Raw genomic sequence first — 13,756 nt, forward strand, 5'->3', positions numbered from 1 at the left:
CGAAACGGTCAAAGCCATTCCGGGATGGTATCGCGTCCCAGCATTTCCTCAAGCGTCGGTCGCGGGCGGATGACGGCGAATTGATCCCCGCTGACCAGCACCTCGGGGACCAGCGGCCGGGAATTGTATTCCGAAGCCATGACCGCGCCATAGGCCCCCGCCGACCGCATGGCGACCAGATCCCCCGCCGCAAGCGCCGGAAGCTGGACCGCCTTTTCGAACGTATCGCCCGTCTCGCAGACCGGACCCACGACGTCGAAGGGCGCAACCGATGCGCCGGGAACCGATTCGACCACCGGGATGATGTCGTGATGGGCGGCATACATGGCGGGCCGTATCAGGTCGTTCATGGCCGCGTCGACGATCAGGAAATCCCGGCCCTCGCCCTCTTTCAGGTAGATCACCGAGGAGAGCAGGATCCCGGCATTGCCCGAGATGTTGCGCCCCGGCTCGATCTCGATCTCGCAGCCCAGATCGCCCACGGCATCGCGGATGACCTGCCCGTATTCGATCGGCAAGGGCGGTGCGTTGTTGTCGCGGCGATAAGGAATGCCGAGGCCACCGCCCATGTCGAGACGCCGGATGTCATGCCCGTCCGCGCGCAGCGCGCGGGTCAGGTCGGCCATCTTGGCATAGGCCTGACGGTAAGGTTCCAGATCGGTCAGCTGGCTGCCGATATGCATGTCGATGCCGACGACTTCGATCCCCGGCAGGCTGGCCGCGCGGGCGTAGACGTCACGCGCTTTCGCGATAGGAATGCCGAACTTGTTCTCGGACTTGCCGGTTGCGATCTTCTCATGCGTCTTTGCATCGACATCCGGGTTCACGCGGACCGCGATCGGCGCCACCACGCCCAGCGACGAGGCCACCTGCGACAGCAATTCCAGTTCGGGCTCGGATTCCACGTTGAACTGGCGGATACCGCCTTCCAGCACCATGCGCATTTCGGCCGCGGTCTTGCCGACGCCGGAAAAGACGATCCGTTCACCCGGAACGCCCGCCGCTTTGGCGCGGGCATATTCCCCGGCCGAAACGATATCCATGCCTGCGCCCAGACTGCCCAGCAGCTTCAGCACGGCAAGGTTCGAATTCGACTTGACCGCGAAGCAGACCAGATGGTCGGTCCAGGCCAGTGCTTCCTGGAACAGCTTGAAATGGCGCGTCAGCGTGGCCGTCGAATAGACATAGACCGGGGTACCGACCTCGGCCGCGATGCGGGTCAGGGGAACGTCTTCGGCGTGAAGCAGGCCGTCGACGTAGTTGAAGTGATCCATCAGGTGATCCTGCGAGAGCGGATGAAAAGATAAAGCGGCAGGGCGCAGCCGATCCCCAGCGCCAGTGCCGGAAAGGTCAGAAAGGCCAACCAGTTGCGGCGGACCATGGTTTCGATCATGCACCACAGCCCCAGCGTGACCTGCGCCACGATTTCGGCCGTGCGGATGCCTTGCCACATGGTCTCGTGCTGTCCCAGCGCCAAAGCGGCCCCGGCCAGCGCCAGCGCCAGCCACAGCAGCCTGAGCGGCGTCAGGTCAGATCTTGGAGACGACACCGAACCGCGCCTCGCCACTGACATGGACGCCCGGCTCGGGGGTGGGTTCGGGCCGCGTCGGCGGGCCGTCCACGCCACAGGCCGCAAGCGTGGCCAGGATCAGCGCGAAAAGCGCGATCAGAAGGGTATGGTTCATGCATCACTCTCCATCGCTTCCGTCCAGCGGCCGATCTGGGCACGGACCTGCGCGGGCGCGGTGCCGCCATAGCTCATGCGCGAGGCGACCGAGTTGTGGACGCCCAGCACCTTGAACACGTCCGCCGTGATCGCCGGGTTGACCGACTGCATCTGTTCCAGGGTCAGTTCGGGCAGGTCGACGCCCGATTTCTCGGCCAGCGCAACCAGCGCTCCGGTGACGTGGTGGGCATCGCGGAAAGGCAGCCCGGCTTCGCGAACCAGCCAGTCGGCCAGATCGGTCGCGGTCGAGAAGCCCGAGCCGGCCGCGGCCTCAAGCCGGTCGCGGTTTGCGGTCAGGTCCGACAGCATCCCGGTCATCGCCGCCAGCGCCAGCATCAGGTTGTCGGCGGCGTCGAAGACCTGTTCCTTGTCCTCCTGCATGTCCTTGGAATAGGCCAAGGGCAGGCCCTTCATCACCACGAACAGCGCGACGGCAGCACCCAGAATCCGCCCGATCTTGGCGCGGATCAGTTCGGCCGCGTCGGGGTTCTTCTTCTGCGGCATGATGGACGAGCCGGTCGAGAAACGGTCCGACATGGTGACGAAGCGGAACTGGGCCGAGGACCAGATCACCAGTTCCTCCGCCAGACGCGACAGGTGGACGGCACAGATCGCGGCACTGGACAGGAATTCCAGCGCGAAGTCGCGGTCGCTGACCGCGTCAAGGCTGTTCGCCATCGGCCGGTCGAAACCCAGCGCCTTTGCCGTCGCATGCCGGTCGATCGGGAAACCCGTCCCGGCAAGCGCCGCCGCGCCCAAGGGGGATTCGTTCATGCGCTTGCGGGCATCGCGGAAGCGCGACAGGTCGCGGCCGAACATCTCGACATAGGCCATCATGTGATGGCCCCAGGTCACAGGCTGCGCGGTTTGCAAATGGGTAAAGCCGGGCATGACCCAGTCCGCGCCCTTTTCAGCCTGCGCCAGCGCGGCCCGGATCAGCGCGTCCAGCCCCGCGATCACCGCATCGCACTGGTCGCGCACCCACAGCCGGAAATCGGTCGCCACCTGGTCATTGCGCGACCGCGCGGTGTGCAGCCGCCCCGCGGGTTCGCCGATGATCTCTTTCAGGCGGGATTCCACATTCATGTGAATGTCTTCCAGCGCGGTCGAAAACGGGAAACCGCCCTTCTCGATCTCTGACAAGACCGTGAGAAGGCCTTCCCCGATGGCGTCGGCATCGCTACTGCTGATGATGCCTTGTGCGGCCAGCATCGCCGCATGGGCGCGGCTGCCCCGGATGTCCTGGGCATAGAGCCGCTGGTCGAATCCGATCGAGGCATTGATCGCCTCCATGATCGCGTCCGGCCCGGCGGCGAAACGTCCACCCCACATCTGGTTGGCGGTGCTGGCGGGCTGCTCGGTCATGGCTGGTCCTTCGGGGGGTGGAATGCTGCGTTCGCTGGTTCTTTATACGGCACTGATGATCGGTGCAAACCCGGCCTTCGCCGGAGAAATCGACTGGCAGGCCGCGCATGACGGCGGGCTTGCGAAACTGCAGCAGACCGATCCCGCCCTGGTGCCCGAAACCACCTTCACCGACCCCGACGGCGGCACCCACTCGTTGAAGGACTATCGCGGCAAGGTCGTTCTGCTGAACTTCTGGGCGACCTGGTGCGCGCCCTGCCGCGAAGAGATGCCCTCGCTGGACAAGCTGCAGGCCGAAATGGGCGGCGACGATTTCCAGGTCGTGCCGATCGCCGCAGGCCACAATCCCCCGCCCGCGATCAAGAAGTTCCTGGAGGAGGCCGGGGTCCGGAACCTGCCCGTCCTGCTGGACCCGCGCCAGGGCCTGGCGCGCGAAATGGGCGTGATGGGGATGCCCGTCACCATCGTGATCGACCGCGACGGCAACGAGATCGCGCGCCTGATAGGTGGGGCGGACTGGTCCTCTGACGCGGCCAAGGCGCTTATCCGGCAGGCGACAGCGCCCTGACGGGGCCGTGGCAGTGGCAGTCGGCGACGTGGTCGTTGATCAGCCCGCAGGCCTGCATGAAGGCATAGGTGATGACCGGGCCGCAGAATTTGAAGCCGCGCTTTTTCAATGCCTTGGCCATCGCCTCTGACTCGGGGCTTTTCGTCGGGACATCGGACAGGCTGGCCGGGGCATTCTGGATCGGGCTGCCGCCGACGAATGACCAGATGAAGGGTGAGAAACCTTCGGCCCCCTCGATTTCCAGATACGCGCGTGCCCCGGTCACGGCGGCCTCGATCTTGCCGCGATGGCGGATGATGCCGGGATTTTGCAGCGCGCGGGCAATCTCGGGTTCGCCCCAACGGGCAACGCGCTCCGGGTCGAACCCCTCGAAACAATCACGAAACGAGTCGCGCTTGCGCAGGATGGTGATCCAGCTGAGGCCCGCCTGGAACCCGTCCAGCACCAGCTTTTCCCACAAGGCGCGCGAGTCGTATTCGGGGACGCCCCATTCCGTGTCGTGATAGGCGACGTAAAGCGGATCGGTCCCGCACCAACCGCAGCGGACAAGTTCGGACATGCTTTGTTAACCTCGACTCCAGTTAGCCCCCCAGCTTTACCCGATCTTAGGAGATGATCGCCAGACTTCGGGCCGAAGGCAGGAGTGGTGGGATGACAGAACATATGGAATCGGGACAGGAATTCGGCTCTCCGCTGGAATTCGCCATCGATCACCAGTCGCGCATGACCATGGCGACGGTGCGTCGGGCGGTCGCGCGCGGTGACGCGGTGCTGGCCTATCAGCCGATCGTCCGTTCGGACCAGCCGCAACAGACCGCGTTTCACGAAGGGCTGGTGCGCATCATCGATGAAACCGGACGCATCGTGCCCCTGCGTGACTTCATGGGCCTGGCGGAGACGACGGAACTGGGTCGCCAGATCGACTGCATCTCGCTCGGCCTGGGCTTGGAGGCGTTGGGACAGGATCCCTCGTTGCGGCTGTCGATCAACATGTCCGCGCGCTCGATCGGATATCCGCAATGGCTGCGGACGCTGCGCACCGGCATCGCGGGCGATGTCAGCATCGCCGAGCGCCTGATCCTTGAGATCACGGAAAGCTCGGCCATGGGAATGCCCGAAATCGTGGGCCCCTTCATGCAGGAATTGCAGGCCCAAGGCGTCAGCTTTGCGCTGGACGATTTCGGGGCGGGCTATACCTCGTTCCGCTATCTGCGCGATTTCTGCTTCGACATGATCAAGATCGACGGCCAGTTCATCCGTGAAATCGCAAGTCAGCGCGACAATCAGGTACTGGCCCGCGCGCTGCAATCCATCGCGCATCACTTCGACATGTTCACCGTCGCGGAATCAGTCGAGACGGCCGAGGATGCGGCCTTCCTGATCGGCATGGGTGTCGACTGCCTACAAGGTTACTACTTCGGTGCCCCCACGATCGTCCCGCCGTGGCGGTCGCCGAATTCTTCGGCAAAACGCGGCTGATCGCCCGCCGGGAAAGCGATACGGCCCATCGGTCGCAGGGCCTGCGGCGCCCGCTTGACGTTACGGCATGAAACGGCAAGCTTCGGCTGACGCCAGACCCGTCACTCAGGAAGGAGCCTGACATGACTAATGCAGTGATCGTATCCGCGGCCCGCACCCCGGTGGGAAGTTTTCTGGGATCCTTCGCCAGTACCCCGGCGCACGAACTGGGCGCAGTCGTCCTGCGCGCCGTGCTGGAACGCGCGGGCGTCGATGCGGCCGAGGTGTCGGAGACGATCCTGGGCCAGGTCCTGACCGCCGGACAGGGCCAGAACCCCGCGCGCCAGGCCCATATCAAGGCCGGATTGCCGCAGGAATCGGCGGCGTGGCTTTTGAACCAGGTCTGCGGTTCGGGCCTGCGGGCGGTTGCCCTTGCCGCGCAGCAGGTCGTGCTGGGCGACGCGAAGATCGTCATCGCGGGCGGACAGGAATCCATGTCGCTGTCGCCCCATGCCGCCTATATCCGCGCCGGCCAGAAGATGGGCGACATGAAGATGCTGGACACGATGATCCGTGACGGCCTGTGGGACGCCTTCCACGACTATCACATGGGTCAGACGGCCGAGAACGTCGCCGCCAAGTGGGAGATCTCGCGCAACGTCCAGGACGAATTCGCCGTCGCCTCGCAGAACAAGGCCGAAGCCGCGCAAAAAGCCGGTCGCTTCGCCGACGAGATCGTGCCGGTGACGTTGAAGACCCGCAAGGGCGATATCTCGGTCGATGCCGACGAATACATCCGCCATGGCGCGACGCTGGATGCGATGGAAAAGCTGCGCCCCGCCTTTGCGAAGGACGGGTCGGTGACGGCGGGCAACGCCTCGGGGCTGAATGACGGCGCCGCTGCGGTGCTGGTCATGTCCGAGGAAGAGGCGGCACGCAGGGGCCTGACCCCGCTTGCCCGCATCGCCTCCTACGCGACGGCGGGCGTCGATCCGGCGATCATGGGCTCGGGTCCGATCCCAGCCAGCCGCAAGGCGCTGGAAAAGGCGGGCTGGTCGGTCGGTGATCTTGGCCTTGTCGAAGCCAACGAGGCTTTTGCCGCCCAGGCCTGCGCGGTGAACAAGGACATGGGCTGGGATCCGTCGATCGTGAACGTGAACGGCGGCGCCATCGCCATCGGCCACCCGATCGGCGCCTCGGGCGCGCGCATTCTGAACACGCTTCTGTTCGAGATGAAGCGCCGTGACGCGAAAAAGGCCCTTGCCACGCTGTGCATCGGAGGCGGCATGGGCGTTGCCATGTGCCTTGAGCGTCCCTGATAAATTGCGGTGCGCAATTATCTTGCGCACCATAATATCCGTCGGTAACTTAATTTCACGGCAATTAAGGTGATTGGAGGAATCATGGCGAAAGTCGCTTTGGTGACGGGGGGAACTCGCGGTATCGGCGCGGCCATCTCGAAGGCGCTGAAAGACGCGGGTTATGTTGTGGCCGCGAACTATGCCGGCAATGACGATGCCGCGCGGGCCTTCTCGGACGAGACCGGCATCAAGGTCTACAAGTGGTCGGTGGCTGATTACGACGCCTGCGAGGCAGGCATCCGCGCGGTCGAGGCAGAGCTTGGCCCGGTTTCGGTGCTGGTCAACAACGCCGGCATCACCCGGGACGCGATGTTCCACAAGATGACACCCCAGCAATGGAAAGAGGTCATCGACACGAACCTGACCGGTGTCTTCAACATGACCCATCCGCTGTGGTCGGGAATGCGCGACCGCAAGTTCGGCCGCATCGTCAACATCAGCTCGATCAACGGCCAGAAGGGCCAGGCCGGCCAGGCGAACTATTCCGCGGCGAAAGCGGGCGATCTTGGGTTTACCAAGGCCCTGGCCCAGGAAGGCGCGCGGGCGGGCATCACCGTCAACGCGATCTGCCCCGGCTATATCGGGACTGAGATGGTCCGCGCCATCGACGAAAAGGTACTGAACGAGCGCATCATCCCGCTGATCCCCGTCGGCCGCCTGGGCGAGCCCGAGGAAATCGCGCGCTGCGTGGTCTTCCTTGCGTCCGAGGATGCGGGCTTCATCACCGGCTCGACGCTGAGCGCGAACGGCGGGCAATTCGTCGTCTGACGCCCCCCTGCCAGGAAACGAGAACGGCCCGCGATGATCGCGGGCCGTTTTGCCTATATCATGTCGATATCCGTGAGGGGCCGTCAGTGCGACAGGCGGGTGATCTCCTCCTTGAGACGCAGCTTTTCTCTTTTCATTTGCGAAATCGAAAGCTCATCCATGCCGGGGCAGCGCCGTGCCGCCTCGATCTGATCGGAAAGTGACTGATGTTTACGGCGAAGCTCCTGAACATGGGATTCAACCGACATATCGTCCTCCTTCTGGGTGATCGAACAGGCCCGATTGCATCACAGAATCGTCGCAATGTCATGAAAAAATCATGGACCGCGCAGGTCCAGGGCACACCCCTCGGCCAGGACCGCGCGCGCGGCCCCGGTCAGGTCCTCGGCATCAGCCGTATGTGACGGTTTTGCGTGCATGACAAAGGGGAAAAGCAGCTTCAGGGGCGCACGCGCCCCCTTCCTTGCGGACAGGATGACGCGTCCCGCCTCACGCCCCGAACGGGCGCTGACTGGCAGAATCGTGATCGCGCCCGCGCGGCTGCCGATCGCCTGCAGGATGTCGCCCAGACGCTCGGCCCGGTGAATCACCGTCACCGTCCCGCCGGGCCGAATCCGCCTTAGCGCGGCGTCGATCCAGTCGGGCAGCTGCGTCTCTTCGTGGCGCGCAGTGCCGCGGCCCGCATCGGGGGCAACCGTTCCCGCGGCGAAATAGGGCGGGTTCGCGATGACGTGGTCGAAGCTTTCGGCGCGCAGGGCGCCGGGCATCCGGACAAGGTCACCTTGCAGGATCTCGGCCGCGATGCCGTTTGCAGCGGCATTCGCGCGCGCAAGATTGGCATAGGCGGGCTGCAGCTCCAGCCCCGTCAGCCGCAGGCCAGGCACACGAAAGCCCAAGCACAGCAGCGCGACCCCTGCCCCGCAGCCCAGCTCAAGCACGCTTTCCCCCGGCCGGGCGGCACAGGCCGCCGCCAGCATTACCGCGTCCGCGCCCGCGCGATAGCCCCCGGCCGGCTGGGTGATGCGAAGCCGCCCACCCAGGAAACCATCGGTCCGCAGCGTGTCAGACGTCATCGCCGATCCGATTGTCGCGCAGGATCGCGCGCGCCATGAACAGGTCGCGGTCCGTGACCATCAGGCGGCGCGGCAGGATGCCAAGCGAGCCTTCCAGCACGCTCATATGCTGATCCAGCGGAAAGGCCGCGATCCCCTCGGATTCGAGCAGGTCGGTGGCCCGCGCGATCAGCAGCGGATTCGTGGTGCGCAAGACTTCCTTCATGACCGCAGAACCTATGCGGCGGTTGCGCATGTGTCCATGGCGTGGCAATGGCTGGCAAGCGAAAGGGAATGGCAGATGGGCATGAACGAAAACGTCTCCAAGCCGCTAGACCGGCTTTCTTCCGAACTGGCCGGGGACATGGCGGCCGTCAATGCGCTGATCCGCGAGCGGATGGCGAGTGAGCACGCCCCGCGCATCCCCGAGGTGACGGCCCATCTGGTCGAGGCGGGCGGCAAACGCCTGCGCCCGATGCTGGTGCTGGCCGCCGCGCGGCTGTGCGGCTATGCCGAGGGGCAATCCCACGTCCTGCTGGCCGCCGCGGTCGAGTTCATCCACACCGCGACCCTGCTGCATGACGATGTTGTCGATGAAAGCCAGCAACGTCGAGGACGTCCGACCGCAAACCTGCTGTGGGACAACAAATCCAGCGTGTTGGTCGGCGACTATCTGTTTGCCCGCAGCTTCCAGCTGATGGCCGATACCGGCAGCATGCAGGTCATGCGGATCCTGGCCAATGCCAGCGCCACCATTGCCGAAGGCGAGGTGCTGCAGCTGACCGCCGCGCAGGACGTGGCGACGACCGAGGACATCTATATCCAGATCGTCCGCGGCAAGACGGCGGCGCTGTTCTCGGCCGCGACCGAGGCGGGCGCGGTGGTTGCCGGGGCCGAAGCGGTGGTCCAGCGCGCACTGTTCGATTACGGCGACGCGCTGGGGATCGCCTTCCAGATCGTTGATGACCTTTTGGATTACGGCGGCGCGACCTCGACCATCGGCAAGAATGTCGGCGACGATTTCCGCGAACGCAAGCTGACGCTGCCGGTCATCAAGGCAATCGCCGCCGCCGATGCCGATGAGCGCGCCTTCTGGGAGCGCACCATCGGCAAGGGACAGCAGGACGATTCCGACCTGCAGACCGCGCTGGAGATCCTGAAGCGGCGCGGCGCGATGGAGGCGGCGCGTGCCGATGCCGTCGCCTGGGCCGAACGCGCCAAGACGGCGCTGCGTCAGGCCCCGGAAAGCGAACTGCGCGCGATCCTGTCGAACCTGGCGGATTTTGTCGTCTCTCGGTTGTCCTGATCCCGGCCAGCGCAAAAGGCCAGACATGCAAAAAGCCCGGCTGACGCCGGGCTTTTCCATTTGTCGAACCTTCAGGGATCAGCTGTTATACGCGTTCTCGCCATGGGTGGTGACGTCCAGGCCTTGGCGTTCGTCATTCGCCTCGACCCTCAGGCCGACCACCGCCTTGACGATCAGCAGCGCGACGAAGGACACGACCCCCGACCAGACCACCGCGACGATGACACCCAGCGCCTGCGTCGTGACCTGGCCCGCGATGCTGTAACCTTCGGCCACGGCGCCGGTCGCATAGTCGAAGACCCCGGTGCCGCCCAGCGAAGGCGCAGCAAAGACGCCCGTCAGGATCGCGCCGATGATGCCACCGATGCCGTGGATGCCAAAGACGTCCAGGCTTTCATCAATGCCCAGCTTGGATTTCAGGCTGACGACGAACCACATGCACAGGAAGCCCGCGACTAGGCCGATCACGATGGCGCCCATCGGCCCGACGAAGCCCGCGGCCGGGGTGATGCCGACAAGACCCGCGATCGCACCGGACACACCGCCCAGAAGCGAGGGGTGGCCGCGGAACAGCCATTCGCCGAAGGCCCAGGCCAGCGCCGCCGCAGCGGTGGCGACCACCGTGTTCAGCAGCGCGAGGGCGGCGGTGCCCGTCGCCTCCATGTTCGAGCCCGCGTTGAAGCCGAACCAGCCGATCCACAGCAGGCAGCCCCCGATGAAGGTGAAGGGCAGGTTGTGCGGGGCCATCAGCTCCTTGCCATAGCCAAGGCGCGGCCCGACCATGATCGCGGCGACAAGGCCCGCGATGCCTGCGTTGATATGGATGACGGTGCCGCCCGCGAAGTCCAGGTCGCCATGCCCGAACAGGAAGCCAGCCGGCGCATCGAAGGCACTGGGACCACCCCACCACCAGACCATATGGGCCATCGGCAGATAGGATAGGAAGAACCAGATCACCACGAAGATCAGGATGGCCGAGAATTTCATGCGCTCGACCGTGGCACCCACGATCAGCGCCGAGGCGATGCAGGCGAAGGCAAGCTGGAAGGTGACGAAGACATATTCCGGCACGAAGACGTTCTGGGTGAAGGTTTCGGCCAGCGAGCCGGGATTGACGCCGGCAAGGAAGGCTTTCGAGAAGCCGCCGATGAAGGGCGTCAGCGCGGTCACGTCCTCGGCCGAGCCGGCACCGGTGAAGGCCAGCGAATAGCCGAAGCAGACCCACAGCAGGGCCATCACGCAGAAGACGGTGAAGACCTGCATCAGCACCGACAGCATGTTCTTGGACCGGACCAGACCGCCATAGAACAGCGCAAGACCGGGGATGGACATCATCATGACGAGGATGGCCGAAACCATCATCCAGGTCGCGTCTCCCTTGTCGACGATGGGGGCGACGGTCTCGACGGCGGCGGCGGCGGTATCGGTTGCCTCCTGCGCGATCGCCGGCAGTGCCGACCCGATAAGCGGGAGGGCAAGCGCCGGGATCATTGCCGTGATCGCGGTTAGTCTTTTCATGTTTCCTGCACCTTCTCTCTGCCTATGAGCAGTTCCGTGTCGGGCCCAGAAAACGCGCGCCTTTCCGCTTGGCACAAGAGATGTGCAGGCAATCATCGGTCGCTGTTTCGACAAGCGTAAAAATTCATCAGGCAGGGATCGGACTGCAAGCTCTCGCGGCAGTTCACTGATAGGTCATCTTGGTTCTCAAACTGTTCCGCTTCCTGTATGTTCCGCGCCAAAATGGCCGCAGACCGGCCGGGCAGGAAGACAGGCATGAAAAGACCGACCGGCAAGGACCGGATTGTCGCGGACAAGCGCAATTTCGATCAACCCCCCAAGAATCCTAAGAAAACTCCGCGCAAGCCATCGCGTCGGGGGCGTTCGTCGCGGTCGCGCGGGGGGAATGTGATGACGCGCGGAATCACCGGGCTGATCCTGCTGGTCTGGCGGGTGCTGTGGGGTTCGGTGTGGCGGTTGACCGCCACCATGGTCGCAATCCTGGCCGCCGCGACCTTCTATTTCTATACGACCCTGCCCGAACCTTCTGCATTGTTCGACGGACGTGCCCGCGGTTCGGTCACGATGCTGGACACCGAAGGCCGCGTCTTTGCCTGGCGTGGCGAAACTTTCGGCATGGTCAGCGCCGACAAGATTGCCCCGGTCCTGAAGAACGCCGTGGTCGCGACCGAGGACAAGCGATTCTATCGCCACCTTGGCGTCGACCCCCAGGGCATCGCCAGCGCGGTCAAGATCAACCTGTCCGAAGGCCGCGGCGCGCTGCAGGGGAACGGTGGCTCGACCATCACCCAGCAGGTCGCGAAGCTTCTTTGCCTGGGCGAAAGCTTCGACCCGACCCGCTGGAAATCGGAATCCGAGTACGAGGCCGAGTGCCGCCAGACCTCGATCTGGCGGAAGGTCAAGGAAGTGCCCTATGCCCTCGCGATGGAGGCGAAATACTCCAAGCAGGACATCCTGAACATCTACATGAACCGCTCCTATCTGGGTGCGGGCGCGCGCGGTTTCGAAGCCGCGGCCAAGCGCTATTTCGACAAGTCGGCCTCGGAAGTCACCCCTTCGGAAGCCGCGATGCTGGCGGGCCTGCTGAAGGCGCCCAGCTATTTCGCCCCGACCTCGAACCTGGGACGGGCGCAGGACCGGGCGACCGTCATCCTTGGGCTGATGCATGACCAGGGCTATCTGGACGACAAGCAATATGCCGATGCCAAGGCCCATCCGGCCGTGCTGTCCAAGGCGGCCGCGGCCCGCGCCGGCGGTTACTTCGCGGACTGGGTCATGGAATCCGGCCCCGGCTTCCTGACCAGCGAGACGACCGAGGACGTGACCATCAAGACGACCTTCGACCAGCGCATCCAGCGCGCGGCCGAGCGGGCGCTGCAACGGGTCTTCGACGAAAAGGTCGCCAAAGGCTCGACCGCGCAGGCGGCTGTGGTCGTGATGTCGCCTGACGGCGCCGTGCGCGCCATGATCGGCGGGCGCGACAACACCGTGTCGGGGACGTTCAACCGGGCGACGCAGGCGATGCGGCAGACCGGCTCCAGCTTCAAGCCCTTTGTCTATGCGGCGGCGCTGGACCAGGGCTATGGTCCCAGCGATCTGATCCTGGACGCGCCGCTGACGATCAACGTGCGCGGTTCGGGCCCGTGGTCGCCGCAAAACTATACCCGCCGGTATCACGGCGAGGTCACGCTGACCAACGCGCTGGCGCAGTCGCTGAACACCGCGACGATCCGCCTGCAGGAGATCGTGGGCCGCGATGCGGTGCGGCGCGTGGCGCAGGATTTCGGTTTTGCCCATGATCTCGCCTCGGGGCCGTCACTGGGTCTTGGCGTTTCGGAATCGACGCTGCTGAACATGACCGGCGCCTATGCGGGCATCCGCAATGGCGGCACCGCGGTCCGGCCCTATGGCCTGGTCGAGTTGCGCATCAAGGGCGACGACCAGCCGCTGGTCGGCCAGTCCGGCGGCATGGGCCAGCGCGTCATCTCGCAAAAGGCTGCGGGCGAGCTGATCGGCATGATGGAACAGGTGATCAAGCACGGTTCGGGCGGCCGGGCCAAGCTGGGCAACCGTCCTGTCGCGGGCAAGACCGGCACCACCTCCAGCTATCGCGACGCGTGGTTCATCGGCTTCACCGGCCAGTATGTGACCGGCGTCTGGCTGGGCAATGACGACAACAAACCGCTGAAAGGCGTGACCGGCGGTGGTCTTCCGGCCGAGATCTGGCAGGCGGTCATGTCCGAAATCCATGACGGCCTTCCGGTCGAATCGCTGGGCAATTTCGTCTTCGACGCCAGCGGCGCCGTGCCCCATGTCGTCAGCTCGGATGGCGAGGACGGCTCGACCGACCCGCTGGCCGCAGCGCTGTCTCAGGCGCTTGGCCAGTCGCAGCCTGCGCCGGGCGGCGGGGCGGCGACTGCCCCCGATGGGACCGCCCAGCCCGTACCTTCGGGCGGGCGGGTGCTGCCCGACCCCGGCGTGCAGACCGATGGCGCGCCGCCCAGCTTCCCGGCCGAGACCACCTCGACCGACGACATGGGCGGGGATAGCGAGCTGACCCCGGACGACCCGCTGACACAGGCGCTGCGGGGCATCCAGGGCGTCTTCCAGCAATAGAAACGAAAAAGGCCGGCC

The 13,756-nt window shown here is 65.0% G+C and carries 15 protein-coding genes; 6 read left to right on the forward strand and 9 right to left on the reverse strand.

Annotated elements, in window-relative coordinates; all coding sequences use genetic code 11:
• Positions 1–8 precede the first annotated feature (8 nt).
• Genes lysA through argH form a run of 4 tightly spaced genes read right to left on the reverse strand, consistent with a single transcriptional unit; the run spans position 9 to position 3,091 of the window.
• A complete protein-coding gene (gene lysA / locus RM190_RS00325; RefSeq protein ID WP_311757391.1) occupies positions 9–1,274 on the reverse strand; it encodes a diaminopimelate decarboxylase in 1,266 nt (421 codons plus the stop codon).
• The gene (locus RM190_RS00330; protein ID WP_311757392.1) at positions 1,274–1,549 is read right to left on the reverse strand and encodes a DUF2834 domain-containing protein; all 276 of its coding nucleotides are present in this window, start codon (positions 1,547–1,549) and stop codon (positions 1,274–1,276) included. The genes lysA and RM190_RS00330 overlap by 1 nt, the downstream gene beginning before the upstream one ends.
• Positions 1,530–1,685: a hypothetical protein gene (locus RM190_RS00335; RefSeq protein ID WP_311757393.1), complete on the reverse strand. Its 156-nt coding sequence runs from the start codon at positions 1,683–1,685 to the stop codon at positions 1,530–1,532. Before RM190_RS00335 ends, RM190_RS00330 begins: the two co-directional genes overlap by 20 nt.
• Complete coding sequence (gene argH, locus RM190_RS00340) at positions 1,682–3,091, reverse strand: argininosuccinate lyase (RefSeq protein WP_311757394.1); 1,410 nt, start codon at positions 3,089–3,091, stop codon at positions 1,682–1,684. Before argH ends, RM190_RS00335 begins: the two co-directional genes overlap by 4 nt.
• 22 nt (positions 3,092–3,113) lie before the next feature.
• Between argH and RM190_RS00345 the strand changes: the two genes are divergently transcribed.
• A complete protein-coding gene (locus tag RM190_RS00345; protein ID WP_311757395.1) occupies positions 3,114–3,659 on the forward strand; it encodes a TlpA disulfide reductase family protein in 546 nt (181 codons plus the stop codon).
• On the opposite strand, the gene RM190_RS00350 is transcribed toward RM190_RS00345, so the two are convergent.
• A complete protein-coding gene (locus tag RM190_RS00350) occupies positions 3,634–4,218 on the reverse strand; it encodes a DNA-3-methyladenine glycosylase I (RefSeq protein ID WP_311757396.1) in 585 nt (194 codons plus the stop codon). The genes RM190_RS00345 and RM190_RS00350 overlap by 26 nt on opposite strands.
• A gap of 92 nt (positions 4,219–4,310) precedes the next feature.
• Here RM190_RS00350 and RM190_RS00355 point away from each other — a divergent pair, with 92 nt between their 5' ends.
• The 3 genes from RM190_RS00355 to phbB all read left to right on the forward strand — a co-directional run bounded on the left by RM190_RS00355 (position 4,311) and on the right by phbB (position 7,246).
• Complete coding sequence (locus RM190_RS00355) at positions 4,311–5,138, forward strand: EAL domain-containing protein (protein WP_311757397.1); 828 nt, start codon at positions 4,311–4,313, stop codon at positions 5,136–5,138.
• A 122-nt stretch (positions 5,139–5,260) separates the two neighbouring features.
• The gene (locus tag RM190_RS00360; protein ID WP_311757398.1) at positions 5,261–6,436 is read left to right on the forward strand and encodes an acetyl-CoA C-acetyltransferase; all 1,176 of its coding nucleotides are present in this window, start codon (positions 5,261–5,263) and stop codon (positions 6,434–6,436) included.
• Between the two features lie 84 nt (positions 6,437–6,520).
• Complete coding sequence (gene phbB / locus RM190_RS00365; protein WP_311757399.1) at positions 6,521–7,246, forward strand: beta-ketoacyl-ACP reductase; 726 nt, start codon at positions 6,521–6,523, stop codon at positions 7,244–7,246.
• Positions 7,247–7,329: 83 nt separating this feature from the next.
• On the opposite strand, the gene RM190_RS00370 is transcribed toward phbB, so the two are convergent.
• From RM190_RS00370 to RM190_RS00380, 3 genes are all read right to left on the reverse strand, one after another.
• The gene (locus tag RM190_RS00370; protein ID WP_311757400.1) at positions 7,330–7,494 is read right to left on the reverse strand and encodes a YdcH family protein; all 165 of its coding nucleotides are present in this window, start codon (positions 7,492–7,494) and stop codon (positions 7,330–7,332) included.
• A gap of 69 nt (positions 7,495–7,563) precedes the next feature.
• Positions 7,564–8,319 carry a tRNA1(Val) (adenine(37)-N6)-methyltransferase gene (locus RM190_RS00375; RefSeq protein ID WP_311757401.1) on the reverse strand — a complete coding sequence of 252 codons (756 nt, stop codon included), beginning with the start codon at positions 8,317–8,319 and terminating at the stop codon, positions 7,564–7,566.
• On the reverse strand, positions 8,309–8,524 hold the full coding sequence (locus RM190_RS00380) for a putative signal transducing protein (protein ID WP_311757402.1): 216 nt from the start codon (positions 8,522–8,524) through the stop codon (positions 8,309–8,311). The genes RM190_RS00375 and RM190_RS00380 overlap by 11 nt, the downstream gene beginning before the upstream one ends.
• 75 nt (positions 8,525–8,599) lie before the next feature.
• Here RM190_RS00380 and RM190_RS00385 point away from each other — a divergent pair, with 75 nt between their 5' ends.
• Positions 8,600–9,604, forward strand: coding sequence for a polyprenyl synthetase family protein (locus RM190_RS00385; RefSeq protein WP_311757403.1), 1,005 nt, complete (start codon positions 8,600–8,602; stop codon positions 9,602–9,604).
• A 78-nt stretch (positions 9,605–9,682) separates the two neighbouring features.
• On the opposite strand, the gene RM190_RS00390 is transcribed toward RM190_RS00385, so the two are convergent.
• Positions 9,683–11,122 carry an ammonium transporter gene (locus tag RM190_RS00390; protein WP_311757404.1) on the reverse strand — a complete coding sequence of 480 codons (1,440 nt, stop codon included), beginning with the start codon at positions 11,120–11,122 and terminating at the stop codon, positions 9,683–9,685.
• A gap of 255 nt (positions 11,123–11,377) precedes the next feature.
• Here RM190_RS00390 and RM190_RS00395 point away from each other — a divergent pair, with 255 nt between their 5' ends.
• Positions 11,378–13,738, forward strand: coding sequence for a transglycosylase domain-containing protein (locus tag RM190_RS00395; protein WP_311757405.1), 2,361 nt, complete (start codon positions 11,378–11,380; stop codon positions 13,736–13,738).
• Positions 13,739–13,756 lie beyond the last annotated feature (18 nt).

Source organism: Paracoccus broussonetiae (genome assembly GCF_031854425.1).
Lineage (GTDB): Bacteria > Pseudomonadota > Alphaproteobacteria > Rhodobacterales > Rhodobacteraceae > Paracoccus > Paracoccus broussonetiae.